At 62.7% G+C, this 18214-nt stretch carries 18 protein-coding genes; 9 read left to right on the top strand and 9 right to left on the bottom strand.

The genetic code is table 11. The annotated features are described in order from the left end of the window. Nucleotides 1–149 precede the first annotated feature (149 nt). Nucleotides 150–371, top strand: a complete 222-nt coding sequence (locus tag IFT44_RS03985) for a hypothetical protein (RefSeq protein ID WP_122477437.1) — start codon at nucleotides 150–152, stop codon at nucleotides 369–371. Nucleotides 372–426: 55 nt separating this feature from the next. Then, complete coding sequence (locus IFT44_RS03980; RefSeq protein ID WP_192175446.1) at nucleotides 427–1272, top strand: NAD-dependent protein deacetylase; 846 nt, start codon at nucleotides 427–429, stop codon at nucleotides 1270–1272. On the opposite strand, the gene IFT44_RS03975 is transcribed toward IFT44_RS03980, so the two are convergent. Continuing rightward, nucleotides 1264–2181: a ZIP family metal transporter gene (locus IFT44_RS03975; RefSeq protein WP_185793125.1), complete on the bottom strand. Its 918-nt coding sequence runs from the start codon at nucleotides 2179–2181 to the stop codon at nucleotides 1264–1266. The genes IFT44_RS03980 and IFT44_RS03975 overlap by 9 nt on opposite strands. A 188-nt stretch (nucleotides 2182–2369) precedes the next feature. Here IFT44_RS03975 and IFT44_RS03970 point away from each other — a divergent pair, with 188 nt between their 5' ends. The 3 genes from IFT44_RS03970 (at nucleotide 2370) to IFT44_RS03960 (ending at nucleotide 4243) form a co-directional block, all read left to right on the top strand. After that, complete coding sequence (locus IFT44_RS03970; protein WP_192175445.1) at nucleotides 2370–2906, top strand: DUF3455 domain-containing protein; 537 nt, start codon at nucleotides 2370–2372, stop codon at nucleotides 2904–2906. A gap of 96 nt (nucleotides 2907–3002) precedes the next feature. Next, nucleotides 3003–3539, top strand: a complete 537-nt coding sequence (locus tag IFT44_RS03965; RefSeq protein ID WP_192103313.1) for a sigma-70 family RNA polymerase sigma factor — start codon at nucleotides 3003–3005, stop codon at nucleotides 3537–3539. Nucleotides 3540–3565: 26 nt separating this feature from the next. Continuing rightward, on the top strand, nucleotides 3566–4243 hold the full coding sequence (locus IFT44_RS03960) for an anti-sigma factor (RefSeq protein ID WP_192175444.1): 678 nt from the start codon (nucleotides 3566–3568) through the stop codon (nucleotides 4241–4243). A gap of 16 nt (nucleotides 4244–4259) precedes the next feature. Here the strand turns inward: IFT44_RS03960 and IFT44_RS03955 are convergent, their stop codons facing one another. Beyond that, nucleotides 4260–4550 carry a YkgJ family cysteine cluster protein gene (locus IFT44_RS03955; RefSeq protein ID WP_185794146.1) on the bottom strand — a complete coding sequence of 97 codons (291 nt, stop codon included), beginning with the start codon at nucleotides 4548–4550 and terminating at the stop codon, nucleotides 4260–4262. 110 nt (nucleotides 4551–4660) lie between these two features. Beyond that, nucleotides 4661–6562, bottom strand: coding sequence for a DNA topoisomerase III (locus IFT44_RS03950; protein ID WP_192175443.1), 1902 nt, complete (start codon nucleotides 6560–6562; stop codon nucleotides 4661–4663). Between the two features lie 156 nt (nucleotides 6563–6718). Between IFT44_RS03950 and IFT44_RS03945 the strand changes: the two genes are divergently transcribed. After that, on the top strand, nucleotides 6719–9085 hold the full coding sequence (locus IFT44_RS03945; RefSeq protein WP_192175442.1) for a DNA polymerase II: 2367 nt from the start codon (nucleotides 6719–6721) through the stop codon (nucleotides 9083–9085). Nucleotides 9086–9087: 2 nt separating this feature from the next. On the opposite strand, the gene IFT44_RS03940 is transcribed toward IFT44_RS03945, so the two are convergent. The 4 genes from IFT44_RS03940 to IFT44_RS03925 form a co-directional block, all read right to left on the bottom strand. Continuing rightward, on the bottom strand, nucleotides 9088–9606 hold the full coding sequence (locus IFT44_RS03940) for a sigma factor-like helix-turn-helix DNA-binding protein (RefSeq protein WP_192137399.1): 519 nt from the start codon (nucleotides 9604–9606) through the stop codon (nucleotides 9088–9090). Nucleotides 9607–9972: 366 nt separating this feature from the next. Continuing rightward, nucleotides 9973–10440, bottom strand: a complete 468-nt coding sequence (locus IFT44_RS03935; protein WP_122477453.1) for an Lrp/AsnC family transcriptional regulator — start codon at nucleotides 10438–10440, stop codon at nucleotides 9973–9975. 111 nt (nucleotides 10441–10551) lie between these two features. Continuing rightward, complete coding sequence (locus IFT44_RS03930) at nucleotides 10552–11418, bottom strand: pirin family protein (RefSeq protein WP_192175441.1); 867 nt, start codon at nucleotides 11416–11418, stop codon at nucleotides 10552–10554. 68 nt (nucleotides 11419–11486) lie between these two features. Beyond that, complete coding sequence (locus tag IFT44_RS03925) at nucleotides 11487–12860, bottom strand: aldehyde dehydrogenase family protein (protein ID WP_192175440.1); 1374 nt, start codon at nucleotides 12858–12860, stop codon at nucleotides 11487–11489. A gap of 100 nt (nucleotides 12861–12960) precedes the next feature. Between IFT44_RS03925 and ptrR the strand changes: the two genes are divergently transcribed. Beyond that, on the top strand, nucleotides 12961–13848 hold the full coding sequence (gene ptrR, locus IFT44_RS03920; RefSeq protein WP_192175439.1) for a putrescine utilization regulator PtrR: 888 nt from the start codon (nucleotides 12961–12963) through the stop codon (nucleotides 13846–13848). Between the two features lie 245 nt (nucleotides 13849–14093). Next, complete coding sequence (sthA, locus tag IFT44_RS03915) at nucleotides 14094–15488, top strand: Si-specific NAD(P)(+) transhydrogenase (RefSeq protein ID WP_049859964.1); 1395 nt, start codon at nucleotides 14094–14096, stop codon at nucleotides 15486–15488. 42 nt (nucleotides 15489–15530) lie between these two features. On the opposite strand, the gene IFT44_RS03910 is transcribed toward sthA, so the two are convergent. Both IFT44_RS03910 and IFT44_RS03905 read right to left on the bottom strand, forming a co-directional pair. Next, entirely contained in the window at nucleotides 15531–16253 is a 723-nt protein-coding gene (locus IFT44_RS03910) for a glycerophosphodiester phosphodiesterase family protein (RefSeq protein ID WP_122477461.1), read from the bottom strand. 27 nt (nucleotides 16254–16280) lie between these two features. Next, the gene (locus IFT44_RS03905) at nucleotides 16281–16868 is read right to left on the bottom strand and encodes a PilZ domain-containing protein (protein ID WP_192055508.1); all 588 of its coding nucleotides are present in this window, start codon (nucleotides 16866–16868) and stop codon (nucleotides 16281–16283) included. A 95-nt stretch (nucleotides 16869–16963) separates the two neighbouring features. Between IFT44_RS03905 and IFT44_RS03900 the strand changes: the two genes are divergently transcribed. Next, the gene (locus IFT44_RS03900) at nucleotides 16964–18214 is read left to right on the top strand and encodes a lipoprotein-releasing ABC transporter permease subunit (protein ID WP_122477464.1); all 1251 of its coding nucleotides are present in this window, start codon (nucleotides 16964–16966) and stop codon (nucleotides 18212–18214) included.

Raw genomic sequence — 18214 nt, 5'->3', positions numbered from 1 at the left:
ATTGCGGGGCCCTGCGCGTGATTGCCAGCGCCGAACCGTTCAATGTCCGGCGACCGTCCATCGCCACAGCGAAGTATTTCGCCGGCCCCGGCAGTCATTGTCATTTCAAGCAGTGCATTTCACACAGGCACTTTATCGTGGAAAAAAATATGTCGATTTCAACGTCCAGCCCGGATCAGCGTCACCATGCGATGCAGGCGTTGCTCGAGGAATTTTCGTTGCGAGGGGTCGACATGCAAGCGGTTGCCGAAGCGGCGAAACTCAGGCTGCTGGGCAGCCCGCAGTTGTGCCTGCTGCCTGCCGACTATCGCGTCCAGTGCGCCAAGGCGGTTGACGAGCTGATGGACCAGGCTACCCCCTCGCAATCCTGAACCTGCGCTTTTGCTCGGCCGTGTGGCCTCCCGCTAACTCGAGGTAATTGCAGCCATGGTCGAACTCGCCGATGACCTTTACCAGCAGATGGCGCAGGCGCCTTATCTGGTACTGACCGGGGCAGGCATCAGTACCGCGTCCGGCATTCCCGATTATCGCGATAGCGATGGGGTCAGGCGGGGCAGCGCACCGATCATGCATCAGGATTTCATCGCCAGCCCCGCCACGCGCAAGCGCTACTGGGCCCGGGCGATGGTGGGCTGGCGTGGTGTGCACCAGGCCACGCCCAACCCGGCCCACCAGGCGCTGGCAGCACTGCAGGGGCAGGGCCTGATCAGCGGGGTGATCACCCAAAATGTCGACGGGCTGCACGATGTGGCTGGCAGCCGCAACGTGGTCGAACTCCATGGCAACCTGCACCGAGTGGTCTGTCTGGATTGCGGCATGCGACTGCGGCGCGACGACGTGCAGTTGCTGCTCGAAGAGCAGAATCCTTACCTGCAGGATGTGCATGCGGTACTCGCGCCTGATGGTGATGCACAACTGGCAGCGCGCTTTCTCGAGGCATTCCGCATGCCCCATTGTCCTTGCTGTGGCAGCGATCTGCTCAAGCCTGACGTGGTGTTCTTTGGCGGAGGCGTCGAACCGGAGCAGGCTCGGGCCGCGTGGAAGGCAGTGGAAGCGGCGCCTGGCATGCTGATCGTCGGCACATCACTGATGGCCTATTCGAGCTTTCGCCTGTGTCAGGAGATGTCTCGTCAAGGCAAACGGCTGCTGGCGATCAACATGGGCCGCACCCGCGCCGATGGACTGCTCAGCATCAAGGTCACGCAGCCGTGCGAGCAGGTTCTGCCCCAGATAGCGCGAAAGCTGGTCCAGGGTAGCCAGTCGTCAACCTAATGCGGTATCCATGAACATCATGACCGCAAACCCCAGCATCAGGCCCAGCGTTGCCGGTGTCTGGTGACCATTGCGGTGGGTCTCAGGAATCACTTCGTGAGACACCACGAAAATCATGGCGCCTGCAGCCAGTCCCATGCTGATCGGGTAGGACAGCGCGAAGCCGCTCGACAGTCCGAGGCCAACCATCGCGCCCAGCGGTTCCATCAGACCGGAGCCCATCGCCACCAAGGCAGCCTTGCCCGCGCTGAGTCCCGTCGCCCGCAATGACATGGCCACCGCCAGGCCTTCGGGAATGTCCTGCAACAGAATCGCGCTGGTCAGCGGAATGCCGACTGCAAGGTTGCCGTCGGACAGGCTGACACCGATGGCCATGCCTTCAGGCAGGTTGTGCAGAGTGATGGCCAACACGAACAGCCACACCCGGTGGATTCGTTCGGAATTGGGGCCGTGCCTGCCGGCGTTTTCATGTTCGTGGGGAATGACCTTGTCCAGTGCCAGCATCAAGCCCACGCCAAGCCCCAGGCCGAGGATCACCACCAAGGCGGCGACCGCAGAGCTGTCGGTGTGGGTATTGGCGGCTGCCAGGCCTGGCAGCAACAGCGAGAAGGTGCTCGCTGCCAGCATCATGCCGCCAGCAAAGCCGAGCATCACATCCTGTACTTTGGAGGATATTTCCCTGAGTGCCAGGGCGATCAATGCGCCCAGCGCAGTCGCTGCAAAGCCACCGGTGCCGCCCAGCAGTGCATACCAGGCATGTTGACGGTCGGCGTGCAGCAGGGCATTGACGATGCTCCATACCACCACCACCGCACTGACGGCCAGAAGCAGGCCGGTGAGGGTCCATAACCAGGGTTTGTCGCGAAAACGCTGTGGCCAGCTGTCGTTGGTGGCGGTGTTGGAAGGCATAGGTCTCTCTGGAAATTGCTGCGGGCTTAAGCATGGACCCGAATAAGCGACAGGGGTTGCGCTGCATATGAATGGGCGTTGTAGGAAAAATCTTTTTTTAACTGCATCCAAATGCCCCGCTGATGAGTAGTACCTACAGCAGCTACACAAGGCGCTGCCGGTTCGATCACTCTTATGGAGCTTACGACATGAACAGCACACACCGTTTCTGCCTGGCCAACGTCCTCTTTGCCGCCACCTTCGCCCTGGCCACCACTGCCCACGCGCAGATGGATCTGCCTGCTCCGGTTCAGGTTCCGGCTGGCAACAAGGTCGCGATGGAAACCGTCGGCATGGGCGAAATCACTTATGAATGCCGTGACAAGGCCAATGCCGCTGGCCAGACAGAGTGGACGTTCGTTGGTCCCAAGGCCGTTCTCAATGATCGCTCCGGCAAGCAAGTAGGCACCTATTTCGGCCCGCCCGCCACCTGGCAGTCGGCAGACGGCTCCAAGGTGACCGGCACTCAGGTTGCTGTCGCACCGGCCGGCGACGGCAATCTGCCTTACCAGTTGGTCAAAGCCAATCCGGTCGAAGGCAAGGGCGCCATGCAGGGCGTGACCTATATCCAGCGCACCGCACTCAAGGGCGGCGTTGCCCCGACCAGCGCGTGTACCACCGCGCAGAAGGGTCAGAAAGAAATCGTCAAATACCGGGCCGACTACATTTTCTGGTCCGCCAAGTAAAAGTCGTATAGACACGGCGCGCGGAACGGCAAGTCCGCGCGCCTGGTCTACACTGCCGAGCGAGCTTCATTCTCCCACTTGCCATGGCGGTCTTTCTTGTCCTTGCCGGAAAATCCATTCGATTACGAAGTTGCCCTGCAGAACTGTGCCCGTGGCGATCGCCAGGCACTGCACGGCTTGTATCAGCGCGAAGGCGGGCGCCTGTTGGCCGTGGCTCTGCGCATTGTCGGCGATCGAGCGTTGGCCGAAGATATCGTCCACGATGCGTTCCTGCGGATCTGGACGCAAGCCGCCAGTTTCGACGCGCAGCGAGGTTCGGCGCGGGGGTGGATGTTCACCATCACCCGGCACCTTGCGCTCAACCACATTCGCAGCAACGCGCGGTTGCGCGGGCTGAACGAGGACGATCTGCAGTCGTTGTTCACCGACGAAGCCGCAGATGCGGCACTGGGCAGTGCGCGAATCGACGGGTGCCTGGAGCAACTGGAGCCGCAGCGACGCCAGTGCCTGTACCACGCTTATCTGGATGGCTACACCCATGCCGAGATCGCCCAGCGGCTGGAAACGCCGCTGGGCACGGTCAAGGCGTGGATCAAGCGCAGCCTGGCATCACTGCGTGAGTGCATGGGATGAGCGAACGAAGCGAGACGGTAGAGCCCATGAATACTGAAGAACTGGCCAGCGAGTATGTGCTGGGAACGCTCGATGCAGAGCGGCGGGCAGAAGTCGAACGGCGATTGCCCACTGACCTGGAACTGCGCGCGGCGGTTGATGCATGGGAAGCGCGCCTGTTGCCCCTGGCTCAACGCGTCACGCCTGTGCAGACGCCGGCGACGCTGTGGCCACGGATCCAGCGCAGCCTCGACAGCGCAGGCGCGCAGCCCATCCCGATCTGGTGGAATCGCCTGGGTGTCTGGCGCGGGTTGGCGGGCGCCGGGCTGGCGGCAACGCTGGTGCTGGGCGCGTTGTTGTTCAACGTTCGCGCGCCGGTGCCGGGTCCAGCCTATGTCGTCGTGCTCATCGCGCCTCAGGACAAGGCGCCAGGTTGGGTGGTGCAGGCCAGCGACTCGAGGGAGGTCCAGCTGATTCCGTTGAACGATACGGCGGTGCCGGCGGACCGCGCCCTGCAGTTCTGGACCAAGGCCGACAGCTGGCAAGGTCCTGTCTCGCTGGGTCTGGTGGAACCGGGGCAGAGCGTACACGTAGCCCTGGACAAGCTTCCGCCGCTGGAGAACAACCAGTTGTTCGAGCTGACCCTGGAGCCCAAGTCAGGCTCGACGACCGGCAAGCCAACCGGCCCCATCCAGTTCATCGGTCGTGCGGTCAAGGTGATATGACCCGGAACCGGGCTGCTTAAGGGCGCATGCGCTCTTCTTGGCAGTCCGGCCCGCCCATGTCGAACTCGCGACAGATCAACGGGCGATTCAGGTAGATACTGCAGCTCATGGAGCGTCGGTCCAATGCGGCACACCATCCATCGTCCAGGCGCGACATGGTTTCCGAACCCCATTCGTCCACTTCAATGAAGCGCTCCGGTACGCCGGTGTCGGTGATCAGCATGACTTCCAGGCGACAGCACTTGGCGGCGCAGCGGTCACAGCTGATGGAGGAGTCGATGTCGCTGGTTACAGCGATGTCATGCAGCGCAATCAAGGGTAGTGCCTGGCAGGAAATGATCGGCGCAGCGTACCGTTAGTTGCGCCGTTTCACAAAGCAAGCCGTGCACCTTCAGGCTTAAGGCGACGGATTGCAGGTCAGGCTGCCTTTGAAGACTTGCGCTTGCGCTTGTTTTTCCACGGCGTCGCGCCTTTTGGCGCAGGACCGCTGATGACCATGCGCAACCCGGCGCAACGCTCCACCAGCTTGCTCATCCAGGCCGATTGTTTGGCGACGAAGGTTTCCAGCGACATCTCACCGCTCTGCACCATGTCCAGCGCTTGCTCCCAGATGGCAGTGGTGCCCGGGTCGGCGATGGCTCGAGGTACCGCGTCGATCAGACTGAAGGCGGCGGGTGCCGCCGCCAGTGCCTTGCCCTGCTTGGTCAGGTAGCCGCGATCCAGCAGGCCCTGGATGATGCCGGCGCGGGTGGCCTCGGTGCCGATCCCGGTGGTGTCCTTGAGTTTCTGCTTCAGGCGCGGGTCTTCGACCAGCTTGGCGACGTTTTTCATCGCCTTGATCAAATCACCTTCCGTGAAGGGTTTCGGGGGTTGGGTCCACAGGTCCTTGAGCTTCACGTCGCGTGCCACGCAGCGCTGGCCCTCGATCAGCCGCGGCAATGGCTGCGGAGCCGGCGCTTCGCGACCCTTGGCAGCGCCGAGCGCCTGCGGTATGGCGCGCTTCCAGCCGGGTTCGACCACCTGCTTGCCGACCGCGCGCAACGCCTGACCGCTGCAGTCGAAGTCGGCCTGGGTGCGGTCGTATTCGTGATTGGGCAGAAACTGCGCCAGGTAGCGGGCGCGGATCAGGGTATACACCGCGCGGTACTTGCCCTGCAGTTTGTCGGGCGTTGCGGCGACCGCGGTGGGAATGATGCCGTGGTGGGCGCCGACCTTGGCGTCGTTCCAGGCGCGTGAGCGCCGCTGCGCATCGAGGTGGGGGAGCAACACTGCCAGCCCTGGGTCGGCGCGGCCCAGGGCTGCAATGATCGCTCTGGCATCACCGTGCTGGCTGACCGGCAGGTAGCCGCAGTCGCTGCGTGGATAGGTGATGACCTTGTGGGTTTCATACAGTGCCTGCGCCACGTCCAGGGTTTCCTGTGCCCCCAGCCCGAGCTTCTTCGAGCAGACCTCCTGCAAGGTGCCCAGGTCGAAGGGCAGGGGGGCGGCCTCCTTGACGCGCTCGGTACGCAGTTTGCGCAGCGTTGCGTGGCTTGCCTGGCTGAGCGCTGCAGCGGCCTGCTGCGCCAGCGCCTGGTTGAGGCAGCGTCCTTGATCGTCGCAACTGTCTGCAGGCGGTATCCACTGCGCCGTGAACTCGGTCTGTTCGCCGAGCAGTTGCACATCGATGGCCCAATAGGCGGCGGGGACGAAATCGACGATGCTTCGGTCGCGGTCCACCACCAGGCGCAGGGTCGGGGTTTGTACCCGCCCCACGGGCAACACGCCTTGGTACCCCGCCTGACGGCCGAGCAGGGTGAACAGCCGGCTCATGTTCATGCCGATCAACCAGTCGGCCCGCGAGCGCCCCAGGGCGCTGTGATACAGGGAGAACGTCTCGGCGCCCGGCTTGAGAGCCGCCAGCGCCTTGCGAATCGAGGCGTCGTCCAGGGCCGACAGCCACAGCCGCTGCACCGGACCGCGGTAGCGACAGTGATCGACGAGCTCGCGGGCGATCATTTCGCCTTCGCGGTCGGCGTCCGTTGCGATCACCAGCGCCTGGGCTTCACTCAACAAGCGTTTGACCGCCTTGAACTGGCTGGCCGTCTTGCGTTTCACCTGCATTTTCCATTGCTGCGGAATGATCGGCAGATCGGCCAGCACCCAGCGCTTGTAGCGCGCGTCGTAGGCGTCGGGCGGCGCGGTTTCCAGCAGGTGCCCGATGCACCAGGTCACCGTGACGGCATTGCCGATCCAGCAGCCATCACCGCGGCGCGTGGCGCCCAGCACCTTGGCGATGTCTTTTGCCTGGGAAGGTTTTTCGCAGAGAAACAGCCGCATAGGTACCTTGATGAAGAAGCCGTGCAGAGCCGTAGCATGCCAGACGTATCAAGACAGGCAAGCTTTATGTGTATGGATGTACAGTTTATGATGTTGCCTCATATGAGCTCGGCCTGCAGTCGCCGCGCCTAATTTCCTCGTTAAAGGCCCGCCGCCGTGACCCCACAACAGGGTTTCATCCTGACGCGACATTGGCGCGACACCGCCGAAGGCACCCAGGTCGAACTGTGGCTGGCGACCGATGCCGGGCCGCGGCTGGTACGTCTGCCGCTCCAGCCTTCGGTCGCCTTCCTGCCCACACTGCAGCAGGAACACGCGCGGCGTCTGCTCGAAGGCGAGGCCGGTGTGGAGCTCAAACCGCTGGCGCTGCGCGATTTCGACCAGCAACCTGTCTCAGGCCTGTATTGCCGGCAGTACGGCCAGTTGCAACGTCTGGAAACCATGCTCAGGCAAGCCGGCATAGCAGTGTACGAGGCTGACATTCGTCCGCCGGAGCGCTACCTGATGGAGCGCTTCATTACGGCAGCCGTGGTCTTCGATGGCCACTTGCGGGCCGATGGCCAATACCACGAGGCCAGGCTCAAGCCGGCATCGGCCTACCGTCCACAGCTACGGCTGGCGTCGCTGGACATAGAAACCACCGCCCAGGGTGAGTTGTACTGCATCGGCATCGAAGGCTGTGGCCAACGTGATGTGTTCATGTTGGGACCGCCCAATGGCGATGCGCGCACGCTGGATTTTGCCCTGCATTACCGGCAGAGCCGGGTGGAACTGCTGCAAAGCCTGAATGCCTGGTTCGCCGAACACGACCCGGACGTGATCATCGGCTGGAACGTCGTGCAGTTCGACTTGCGCGTCCTGCACGAACACGCCAGACGCCTCAATGTACCCCTGTTGCTGGGCCGCGGTGGCGCAGAGATGACCTGGCGCGAACACGGCAGTGGCGGCGACCACTATTTCGCCGGCGCGCCGGGCCGGCTGATCATCGACGGGGTCGAAGCGCTGCGTTCGGCGACCTGGACCTTTCCCTCGTTCAGTCTCGAAAACGTATCGCGGACGCTGTTGGGCGAGGGCAAGGACATTTCCACGCCGTACCAGCGCATGGACGAAATAAACCGCATGTTCGCCGAGGACAAACCGGCCCTGGCGCGCTACAACATCAAGGATTGCGTGCTGGTCACGCGGATCTTCGCCAAGACGCAACTGCTCACCTTCCTGCTCGAACGCGCCAGCGTCACCGGCTTGCCAGCGGACCGCAGCGGTGGCTCGATCGCCGCCTTCACCCATCTGTATCTGCCGGCGATGCATCGCCAGGGGTTCGTAGCGCCCAATATCGGCCAACGCCCACCCGAGGCCAGCCCAGGCGGTTTCGTCATGGAGTCACGGCCCGGCCTGTACGAGTCGGTGCTGGTGCTGGACTACAAGAGCCTGTATCCATCGATCATTCGCACGTTCCTGATCGACCCGGTAGGGCTGGCGGAAGGTCTGGCCAACCCAGACGATCAACACTCGGTTCCAGGCTTTCGCGGCGCGCGCTTTTCACGTACGCGGCATTGCCTGCCCGCCATTGTCGCCAGCGTCTGGAAGGGGCGGGAGACGGCCAAGGCGCAGGGCAACGCGCCGCTGTCGCAGGCGCTGAAGATCATCATGAACGCGTTCTACGGTGTTCTGGGGTCCAGTGGCTGTCGCTTTTTCGACACACGCCTGGCGTCGTCGATCACTCTGCGCGGCCACGAGATCATGCGCCGTACCCGCGAGCTCATCGAGGCGCGCGGTTACCAGGTGATCTACGGCGACACCGACTCAACGTTCGTCTGGCTCAACAGCGCCCACGACGAAGCCGAGGCCAGCCGCGTCGGCAAGGAACTGGTGGCCGAGGTCAACCTTTGGTGGGGTCAGCACCTTCAGCGTGAATATGGACTCAGCAGCGCTTTGGAACTGCAGTTCGAGACCCATTTCCGGCGTTTCCTGATGCCGACCATTCGTGGCGCGGAAGAGGGCAGCAAGAAGCGCTACGCGGGATTGGTCAGGCGCGCCGACGGTCAGGACGAGATGGTCTACAAGGGGCTGGAAAGCGTCCGTACCGACTGGTCGCCGCTGGCCCGTGAGTTCCAGAAGGCGCTTTACTCGAGAATCTTCCAGTATCAGGGCTATCAGGCGTACGTCCGCGATTACGTGAAACGAACCGTGGCGGGTGAGCTGGACGACTTGCTGGTCTACCGCAAGCGACTGCGCAGGCCCTTGCGCGACTATCAGCGTAACGTGCCGCCTCACGTTCGAGCGGCGCGCATCGCCGATGAACACAACCGCTCTACGGGGCGGCCCCTGCAGTATCAGCGCGGCGGCTGGATCAGCTACGTCATGACGGTGGCGGGGCCCGAACCTCTGGAAGTACGAGATTCAGCCATTGACTACGACCATTACCTGACCCGGCAGCTGCAACCCATTGCCGATGCGATCCTGCCGTTCGTCGACGACGACTTCAACACGCTGATCGGTGGCCAGCTCGGTCTGTTTCAGTAGGCTCAGAGGCTCTGGCTGATGAGCTCCATCGCCAGCGCCATGGCCAGGCCTGCTGTCACCCAGCCGCGCAGCCCCAGCCCCTGGCGTGCCTTGTGGTGCCAGCGGTCGTGGCCCAGCTGCGTGGCTGGCGCGAGCAGCTGGCGCCATTGCAGCTCGGTGGCATGGAAAGCGGACAGATGAGCGCCGTCGCTGTCCAGCCAGCGGCGGAAGTCGATGCGCTCGCTGGCGGTGGTCAATGGGCTTTGCAGCTTGACGTACCAGTGGATGGCCATGTTCTGGCCAGCAAGGAGAGGTGTACAGCAGGCACGCAGCGCGGCCTGCATCCTGGCTTCGACGTCGCCGACTGTCGTATGCAAGCGCTGGGCGATGTCCAGGTAGGGAAGTTCGTCGAGGCGGCTGTAGAGCAGGACTTGTCGAGTCCGCCTTGGCAGATCCAGCAATTGTCGATGAAGACGGTCCGGGTGTGGCTGGTCGTGAATGAGGTCTGACAGATCATGCGAGGGCGTGAGCAGCGGGGTCATCGGTGACACCTCCATTTGCGCGAAACCTGGTCATCTGTAGAGAGAAAGCGAGTTCGGACTTCCGTTTTCCGATGTTCTTTTGATATCATGCGCGCCATCTTTGCAGTGGCGCCTTCAAGTCGGTGAAGTTAGAAACCGACGGCGTGCAACGCTCTTCATTAGCCTGAAGATCCAAAAAAAAGACCCGGCAAAAAGCCGGGTCAAAAACCGTGATTAGCCTGATGAGGAGATAATCTGAAGGTCCGACCTAAGGCCCTTCGGATTATCCAACCGATCTCTCGACCGGTTGAGCTCAATAATAATCGTTATCATTTGCATGTCAAATGATTTGTCTGTGGTTTCCTGTTTTTCTTGTGCGCCCATCCCTCACTCCAGCGGCAGCTCGGTGGTGCGCTTGACTTCGCTCATGGCGATATTCGAGTAGGCTTCCTGCACATGGGGCTTCTGCAGCAGATGGTCGCGTAAAAACCGCTCGTAACTGGCAATGTCCTTGGCCACCACCTTGAGCATGAAATCCATGCCGCCCGCCATCGTGTAGCACTCGAGCACCTGCGGGTAGCCGATGATGGCTTCCTCGAATTCGGTCAGGTGCCGTCTGCCGTGCCCCGACAGCTTGATGCTGACGAAAATGGTCATGCTCAGGCCAAGTTTTTTCGGGTTGAGCAGGGCAACCTTGCGTTCGATCAGCCCTTCTTCCTGCATGCGGTGGATGCGTCGCCAGCACGGTGACTGGGACAGCTCCACACGTTCGGCGACCTGGGCCGCCGAGAGGTCCGCGTCGTGCTGGAGCAGGCGCAGGATGCGCCGATCGATCGGGCTGAGGCTGGTTTGCATGAATGAGTCCGGTTCTTGTGGTTATCGGGTCGACTTCATGCAGAGTATGGCTCGTTTCTGACGATTTGCTCCAGTCACCAGCGCCGATTGGCCCAAGGCAACGCGGCGCGCTCAGCTTGCAATATGACCGAACTTACCCGCCTGGTAGTCGGCAAACGCCTGCTGGATTTCCTCGCGAGTGTTCATCACGAACGGACCGTAGCTGGCCACTGGTTCGCCCAGTGGCGCGCCGTGGCCATAGAGCAGCGTGGCTGGGCCGGTGGCTTCGACCGTTACCCTGTCGTGCGTCTCGTCAAGTTCGACCAGGTGATGGCATTGCAGCGGGGTCCCGGCGATCTCGGCCTCGCCGTCGACCACGTATAGAAAGACGTTTTCGCCCAAAGGTGCTGGCAGCGAGAGTCGGGCGCCGGGTTGCACGTGTACGGTCATCAGGCACAGGCCGGTCAAGGACTCGATCGGTCCGCGCCTGGCGCCATGCCCAGGGGAAACATAGTCCCCGGAAATCAGGCGAACCTCGGCCAGAGGCTCGGTGATCGTGGGGATGTCCGCGCCTTGCAGGCCGACATAGGCCGGAGGCGTCATTTTCAAACGCCCTGGCAGGTTGACCCACAGCTGGAGGATCTCCAGCGGGCCGCCTTCGCGCTTGAACGACTGCGGCGACAACTCGGCATGCACCAGCCCGGAACCCGCCGTCATCCACTGCACGCCGCCGGCACCGATGATGCTTTCATGGCCGCCGCTGTCCAGGTGCGACAGCTCGCCCTTGAGGATGAACGTGACCGTCTCGAAGCCACGATGGGGATGCGGCCCGAACGGCAGCCCCTGGTTGTTGGGAGGGTAGGTCTGCGGACCGTGGTGATTGAGAAACAGGAACGGATCGAGCTGCTCGATGCCGGGGCCAGGCAGCGGGCGACGGGTGATCAGGTCACCGATGTCGTCACGCTGCGCGGGAAACTGCTGGAGGACGGTTCGGGTCATGGGGCCTCGGGGTGCGGAGAGTCACTGCGGTGCATGACTATGCCGCACAAGCCCGTTGCCTGAACAGCTCAGCGGCGATCCAGCCACACGGTCTGCGCGTTGCAGAACTCGCGCAAACCGAAGTGCGACAGCTCGCGTCCGAAGCCGCTTTTCTTGATGCCACCGAAGCCCACGCGGGCATCCGAGGCACCGTAGCCGTTGATGAAGATCGCACCGGTTTCCAGGCGCTCGGTGAAATATTCGATCATCTCCACATCCCCGGTCCACACCGTTGCCGACAGCCCGAAATCACTGTCGTTGGCCAGTGCCAGCGCGTGGTGCGCATCGCGCGCCTCGACGATGGAGGCCACGGGGCCGAACAGCTCCTGATCGAAGGCGGTCATGCCCGGCTGCACGTTGGCAAGCACGGTGGGCGCGTAATAATTGCCGTCGCCGACCAGCTTGTGTCCGCCCAGCAGCAACTGGGCGCCTTGCTCGATGGAAGCCTGTACCTGGCCATCCAGCTCGTCGCGCAGATCGAAGCGAGCCATGGGGCCGATATAGGTGTCGTCGAGCTGCGGGTCGCCCACCTTGAGGGCGCGCGTTGCGGCCACGAAGCGTTCGGTGAAGGCCGGCAGGATGCTCGACTCGACGATCAGGCGCTTGGCGGCGGCGCAGACCTGGCCGGTGTTCTGGAAGCGGCCGAGCAGGGCAGCGTTGACCGCTTCGTCCAGGTCGGCATCGGCCAGAACGATGAACGGGTCGCAGCCGCCCAGTTCCAGTACGCACTTCTTCAGCGCCGCGCCGGCTTGTGCGGCAATTGCAGAGCCTGCACCGACGCTGCCAGTCACGGTCACGGCAGCTACCCTCGGGTCGGCAATGGCCCGCGATACACCAGCGGGCTCGACGTTGAGCACAGCGAACAGGCCTTGGGGCAGGCCCGCCTGGTCGAACGCCTCCCGCAGCAGTGTGGCGCTGCCCATCACGTTCGGCGCGTGCTTGAGCAAATAGCCATTGCCGGCCAGGATCACCGGAATGGCGCCGCGCAATACCTGCCAAAGCGGGAAATTCCACGGCATCACCGCCAGCACCGGGCCCAACGGACGGTATTCGATGCGCGCTTTCTGGCCGGGCACCTGGGTGGCCTCGGCGGCGAGCATCGCCGGGCCGTGTTCGGCGTACCACTGGCACAGTCCGGCGCATTTCTCGACTTCGGCGCGCGCCTGGGTGATGGGCTTGCCCATCTCCCGAGTGATCATCTGCGCCAGCGGCTCACTCATTTCGCGCAGCACGTCTGCCATGCGTGCAATGGCTGCAGCGCGCTCACCGAGCTCAACGTAGCGCCATTGTTCGAAGGCGGCAAAACTGCCGGCGAGGGTGTCCTCGAGTTGCGCCTCGCTGTCGAAGGGGTAGCGTCGCAGCTCGGCGCCGGTGGCGGGATTCATGGAAATGGCATGCGTCATGGCGTTTACCTGTCGAAGGAATATGTCAGCCACAATACGGGCATGGTTAAATCATGAAAACTGAATAATAATCATCGAAACCATCTCGTTTGGAGAATGTATGGACCTCACCCAACTGGAGCTGTTTCGCGCGGTGGCCGAAGAGGGCAGCATTGCCGCCGCCGCTCAGCGGGTGCATCGAGTGCCTTCCAACCTCACGACGCGGATCAAACAACTGGAGAGCGAGCTGGGGGTCGACCTGTTCATCCGCGAAAAGCTGCGCTTGCGCCTGTCGCCCAATGGCTGGAGTTTTCTTGACTACACGCGCCGCATCCTCGATCTGGTCGAGGAAGCGCGCCAGGCGGTCTCCGGCACCGAACCGCAGGGCTCGTTCGCACTGGGCTCGCTGGAAAGCACGGCGGCCGTGCGCATTCCTCCGTTGCTGGCGGCATACCATCATCGTTATCCCAAGGTCGAGCTGGACCTCTCCACCGGGCCGTCGGGCGACATGCTCGACAGCGTGCTCGGCGGGCGCTTGGCCGCCGCTTTCGTCGACGGCCCGCTGCGTCATCCATTGCTCGATGGCCGGGTGGTGTACGACGAGGAAATGGTTCTGGTCAGTGCGCGCAGTCATGCGCCGGTGTCCCGAGCCCAGGACGTCAATGGCGAAACCATTTATGCCTTTCGCGCCAACTGTTCCTACCGGCGGCATTTCGAGAACTGGTTCGTCGCCGACGGCGCCGCGCCTGGCAAGATCTTCGAAATGGAGTCCTATCACGGCATGCTCGCCTGCGTCAGTGCCGGCGCCGGCCTGGCCTTGATGCCGCGCAGCATGCTGGAGAGCATGCCCGGCAGCAGCAACGTCAGTGTCTGGACCCTGGCCGAAGATTTTCGCTGGCTGCACACTTGGCTGATCTGGCGTCGAGGCGCGGGCTCGGCAAACCTGGCGGCGATGCTCGAATTGCTCGACGACAGCGCCCTGGCGACCTCTACCGTCGCCAGGGCCTAGGTACCTCTCATTCCACAGGTCTGGTCGCGCAACGCGCAGGGGTTTTCGACGGCCCAGGGTGGCGAAATGTCGCAGGCAAACGTTGACGTTGCCGGCCACGGAAAATAGGCTACGCGCCGACCCAGGGTAAATGTTCGCGGTGCCTGCGCTTGCTATAGAATGCACCGCAAGTTTTTCGATGCCTGATGAGGGCACGCCAGCCGCTGGCGCCGTCGTGGCGCCCGGCCAGATTTGAAGGAGTACGCATGGCTGTCTACAACTACGACGTAGTGGTGCTGGGTTCCGGCCCCGCCGGAGAAGGGGCGGCGATGAACGCCGCCAAGGCCGGGCGCAAGGTGGCCATGGTCGACAGTCGGCGCCAGGTCGGCGGCAACTGCACCCATCTGGGTACCATTCCTTCCAAGGCGCTGCGCCATTCGGTCAAGCAGATCATCCAGTTCAACACCAACCCGATGTTTCGTGCCATTGGCGAGCCACGCTGGTTCTCGTTCCCGGACGTGCTCAAGAGCGCCGAGCGGGTGATCGCCAAACAGGTGGCCTCGCGCACCAGCTACTACGCGCGCAACCGCGTCGACGTGTTCTTCGGCACCGGCAGTTTCTCCGACGAGCAAACCGTCGAAGTGATCTGCGCCAATGGTGCGCAAGAAAAACTCATCGCCAAGAGCGTCATCATTGCCACCGGTTCGCGGCCTTACCGGCCCGCCGACATCGACTTCAGCCATTCGCGCATCTACGACAGCGATACCGTGCTGAGCATCACCCATACTCCACGCAAACTGATCATCTACGGCGCCGGCGTCATCGGTTGCGAGTACGCGTCGATTTTCAGCGGCCTGGGCGTGCTGGTCGAGCTGATCGACAACCGCGAGCAGTTGCTCAGCTTCCTCGACGCGGAAATTTCCCAGGGCTTGAGCTATCACTTCAGCAACAACAACGTGATGGTCAGGCACAATGAGGAATACGAGAAAGTCGAAGGCCTCGAGAACGGGGTCGTGCTGCACCTCAAGTCTGGCAAGAAGATCAAGGCCGATGCCTTGCTCTGGTGCAACGGCCGTACCGGCAACACCGATCGCCTGGGCCTGGAAAACATTGGCATCAAAGTCAATGGCCGGGGCCAGATCAGCGTCGACGAGGCCTACCGCACCTCGGTGCCGACGATCTATGGGGCAGGCGATGTGATCGGCTGGCCGAGCCTGGCCAGTGCTGCCCACGACCAGGGCCGCTCCGCAGCCGGCAGTGTGGTCGACAACGGCAGCTGGCGCTTCGTCAACGACGTGCCGACCGGGATCTACACCATTCCCGAGATCAGCTCGATCGGCAAGAACGAGCACGAACTGACCCAGGCCAAGGTGCCATACGAGGTGGGCAAGGCATTCTTCAAGGGCATGGCCCGCGCGCAGATTTCCGGCGAGCCGGTGGGCATGCTGAAGATCCTCTTCCATCGCGAAACCCTGCAGGTGCTGGGCGTGCATTGCTTCGGCGACCAGGCCTCGGAGATCGTGCACATCGGCCAGGCGATCATGAACCAGCCCGGCGAACTCAATACCCTGAAGTACTTCGTCAACACCACCTTCAACTACCCGACCATGGCCGAAGCCTATCGGGTTGCAGCCTACGACGGCCTCAACCGGCTTTTTTGAGCGGCTCCGGCCGGTGGCCTGAGCCGGCCGGGGAGACCGATTTCAGCGATTCTCGAGGGTGGCGCTGGCCAAACCGGGAAAGTCTGTAATCAGGCTGTCCACGCCGAAGTCGGCGAGCCTGCGCATCAGTGCAGGCTCGTTGACCGTCCATACCGACACATGCAGACCCTGGCGCTGGGCCTTGAGCAGGCGCTCGGGTGTGCACAGCGTCCAGTTCAAGGCGAGCATCTCGCAGCCGTAGCCCTGGGCAACCTTGATCGGGTCCAGCCAGGCGTATTCGGCCACCAGACCGCGGGCGACGTCCGGGGTCAACTCCAAAGCGGCGCGCAGCACTTCCCGTGAGCTGGAGGTAATGGTGATCTTGTCCAGCAGATTCATGCGCTGTGCCAGTTCGCGGATTGCCAGCACAGTGCTGGCGGCGCGCGTGCGCGATGCGCTCTTCACTTCCAGTTGCCAGTGCTCGAAGGCGCATTGCTCGAACAGTTCCTCGAGGCGTGGAATGGGGCAGGGCGACACCCATCCCGGCCCACCCTTGCGCGCGTCGTAGCGGGTCAGCGCCTGGGCGTCGTGCTCGACGACCTTGCCGCCACGGCCAGTGGTGCGCTTGAGGGTCGGGTCATGGATGACCATCAGCTCGCCGTCCCTGGACAGATGCAGATCCAGCTCGCACCGGCGCACACCGTGTTCCAGGCATTGCTTGAAGCTTGCGAGAGTGTTTTCCGGGGCTTCGCCCTTGGCACCGCGATGGCCATAGATAAGCGTCACGTTCGCTCCTTGAATGAGAGTAGTGGATCAATCGGTGGTCGCGTCTTGCCGCTCGCGCGCCTGACGTCGTCGAACCTGCTGCTTGTGCAGAATGTAACGGGCGAGCAGCTGACGCTGGGCATCGCTGATGTCGACGAACTGGGTGCCGATCTCGAACTGGTCGTTACCCACTGCGATGCAGTTGGTGACGCTTGCCTTGAGCGATAGCCCCAGCGCCTGGGGCATCAGCGCGATCCGCAACGCCAGGCGCGTATTTTCTTCCATCGGCTGTTGCTGGAAGAACGCCAGGCCGCCCTCGGACAGCACCACTGGCCGGGCCTCGCCGATACGCTCGACAAGCGTCTGCGCAACCACTTGGCCAAGCAGGTCGATACGCTTGTTCTGGGCCTTGAGCACGGCTTCCACGGCACGGTCGGCTTCGCCGAGCTGGCGCAGCAGATGCTGGGTTTCGAACTCGGCCAGGTGCATCTCGCCAAGCAGGTCGAACAGCGGCGACGCATCCTGCAACATGTCTTCACCCGCCGTCTCGCTGGCCGGGAGTATGGTGATTTCCAGTGCGATGCGGTCATCGATGCGATAGTATTCGCGGCGATCTTCTTCATCTGATGTCGACATGACGAACCCAGGGTAGAGGCGATGGTCCGAGTGTAAAGCTGCTCGTCACGCCCTGCCAGCAGGACGTCTCCTCTTTCACCCGAACAAGCCCCGACATGTTCAGACCTCTTTTCGTTTTCATTGGCGCGCGTTACACCCGTGCCAAGCGGCGCAATCATTTCGTGTCGTTCATCTCCCTCACCTCGATGATCGGCCTCGCCCTGGGCGTGGTCGTGATGATCGTGGTGCTGTCGGTGATGAACGGCTTCGATCACGAGATGCGCACCCGCGTGCTGGGCATGGTGCCCCACGCCACCGTCGAATCCGGCCAGCCCATCGCCGACTGGCCGGCACTGGCGGCTCAGGTTCGGCAGAACCCGCAGGTGGCGGCAGTCGCGCCGTTCACCCAGATGCAGGGTTTGCTGACCCACGCCGGCCAGGTGCAGAAAATCCTGCTCAATGGCATCGATCCTGCGCAGGAACACAACGTCTCGATCATCGACGCCTTCGTCAAGCAGGGCAGGGTCGATGACCTCAAGGCCGGCGAGTTCGGCCTGATGATCGGCGACAAGGCCGCGACCAAGCTGGGTGTGGGTGTGGGCGATAAGGTCACCTTCGTCGCACCTGAAGTCACGGTCACCCCGGCCGGCATGTTCCCGCGCATGAAGCGCTTCACCGTGACCGGCATCTTTCACGTCGGCGCCGGCGAGCTCGACGGCTACCTGGGCCTGGCCAACCTCGAAGACCTGGGCAAGCTTCACCGCTGGAAAGCGGGCGAAGTTCAGGGGCTGCGCTTGAAGTTCGAAGATCTGTTCCAGGCTCCGCGAGTGTCCTGGCAGATCGCCAAGCAGTTGGGGGACCAGACCTACTATGCGCGCGACTGGACCCGTACCCACGGCAATCTCTACCAGGCCATCGGCATGGAGAAAGCCATGATCGGCCTGCTGTTGCTGCTGATCGTGGCCGTGGCCGCGTTCAACATCATTTCCACGCTGGTGATGGTGGTCAACGACAAGAAGGGCGATATCGCCATTCTGCGCACCCTGGGCTCGACGCCCGGGCAGATCATGCGCATTTTCATGGTGCAGGGCACGGTGATCGGCGTGGTCGGCACCTTGATCGGCGCCGTGGTCGGCATTCTGGCGGCCTTGAACGTCAGCGCTGCCATTGCCCTGCTGGAAAAAGCCATCGGCCACAAGTTTCTCAATGCCGATGTCTACTTCATCGACTACCTGCCTTCGCAGCTCATGGCCAACGATGTGTTCATGGTCTGCGGCGCGGCATTGGTCCTGAGTTTCCTCGCCACCCTGTATCCGGCCTGGCGTGCTGCGCGTACCCAGCCGGCGGAGGCGTTACGTTATGAGTGA

This window comes from Pseudomonas sp. CFBP 13710 (assembly GCF_014842235.1).
Lineage (GTDB): Bacteria > Pseudomonadota > Gammaproteobacteria > Pseudomonadales > Pseudomonadaceae > Aquipseudomonas > Aquipseudomonas baltica.
This window is presented reverse-complemented; position numbering and strand designations above follow the sequence as displayed.

What these genes read in the sequence shown, in the direction of transcription:
- IFT44_RS03930 (WP_192175441.1), bottom strand. Translation starts at nt 11,418, where the DNA reads ATGACCCGAACCGTCCTCCAGCAGTTTCCCGCGCAGCGTGACGACATC.
- IFT44_RS03925 (WP_192175440.1), bottom strand. Translation starts at nt 12,860, where the DNA reads ATGACGCATGCCATTTCCATGAATCCCGCCACCGGCGCCGAGCTGCGA.
- ptrR (WP_192175439.1), top strand. Translation starts at nt 12,961, where the DNA reads ATGGACCTCACCCAACTGGAGCTGTTTCGCGCGGTGGCCGAAGAGGGC.
- IFT44_RS03935 (WP_122477453.1), bottom strand. Translation starts at nt 10,440, where the DNA reads ATGCAAACCAGCCTCAGCCCGATCGATCGGCGCATCCTGCGCCTGCTC.
- IFT44_RS03975 (WP_185793125.1), bottom strand. Translation starts at nt 2,181, where the DNA reads ATGCCTTCCAACACCGCCACCAACGACAGCTGGCCACAGCGTTTTCGC.
- IFT44_RS03980 (WP_192175446.1), top strand. Translation starts at nt 427, where the DNA reads ATGGTCGAACTCGCCGATGACCTTTACCAGCAGATGGCGCAGGCGCCT.
- IFT44_RS03985 (WP_122477437.1), top strand. Translation starts at nt 150, where the DNA reads ATGTCGATTTCAACGTCCAGCCCGGATCAGCGTCACCATGCGATGCAG.
- sthA (WP_049859964.1), top strand. Translation starts at nt 14,094, where the DNA reads ATGGCTGTCTACAACTACGACGTAGTGGTGCTGGGTTCCGGCCCCGCC.
- IFT44_RS03940 (WP_192137399.1), bottom strand. Translation starts at nt 9,606, where the DNA reads ATGACCCCGCTGCTCACGCCCTCGCATGATCTGTCAGACCTCATTCAC.
- IFT44_RS03900 (WP_122477464.1), top strand. Translation starts at nt 16,964, where the DNA reads ATGTTCAGACCTCTTTTCGTTTTCATTGGCGCGCGTTACACCCGTGCC.
- IFT44_RS03970 (WP_192175445.1), top strand. Translation starts at nt 2,370, where the DNA reads ATGAACAGCACACACCGTTTCTGCCTGGCCAACGTCCTCTTTGCCGCC.
- IFT44_RS03905 (WP_192055508.1), bottom strand. Translation starts at nt 16,868, where the DNA reads ATGTCGACATCAGATGAAGAAGATCGCCGCGAATACTATCGCATCGAT.
- IFT44_RS03950 (WP_192175443.1), bottom strand. Translation starts at nt 6,562, where the DNA reads ATGCGGCTGTTTCTCTGCGAAAAACCTTCCCAGGCAAAAGACATCGCC.
- IFT44_RS03960 (WP_192175444.1), top strand. Translation starts at nt 3,566, where the DNA reads ATGAATACTGAAGAACTGGCCAGCGAGTATGTGCTGGGAACGCTCGAT.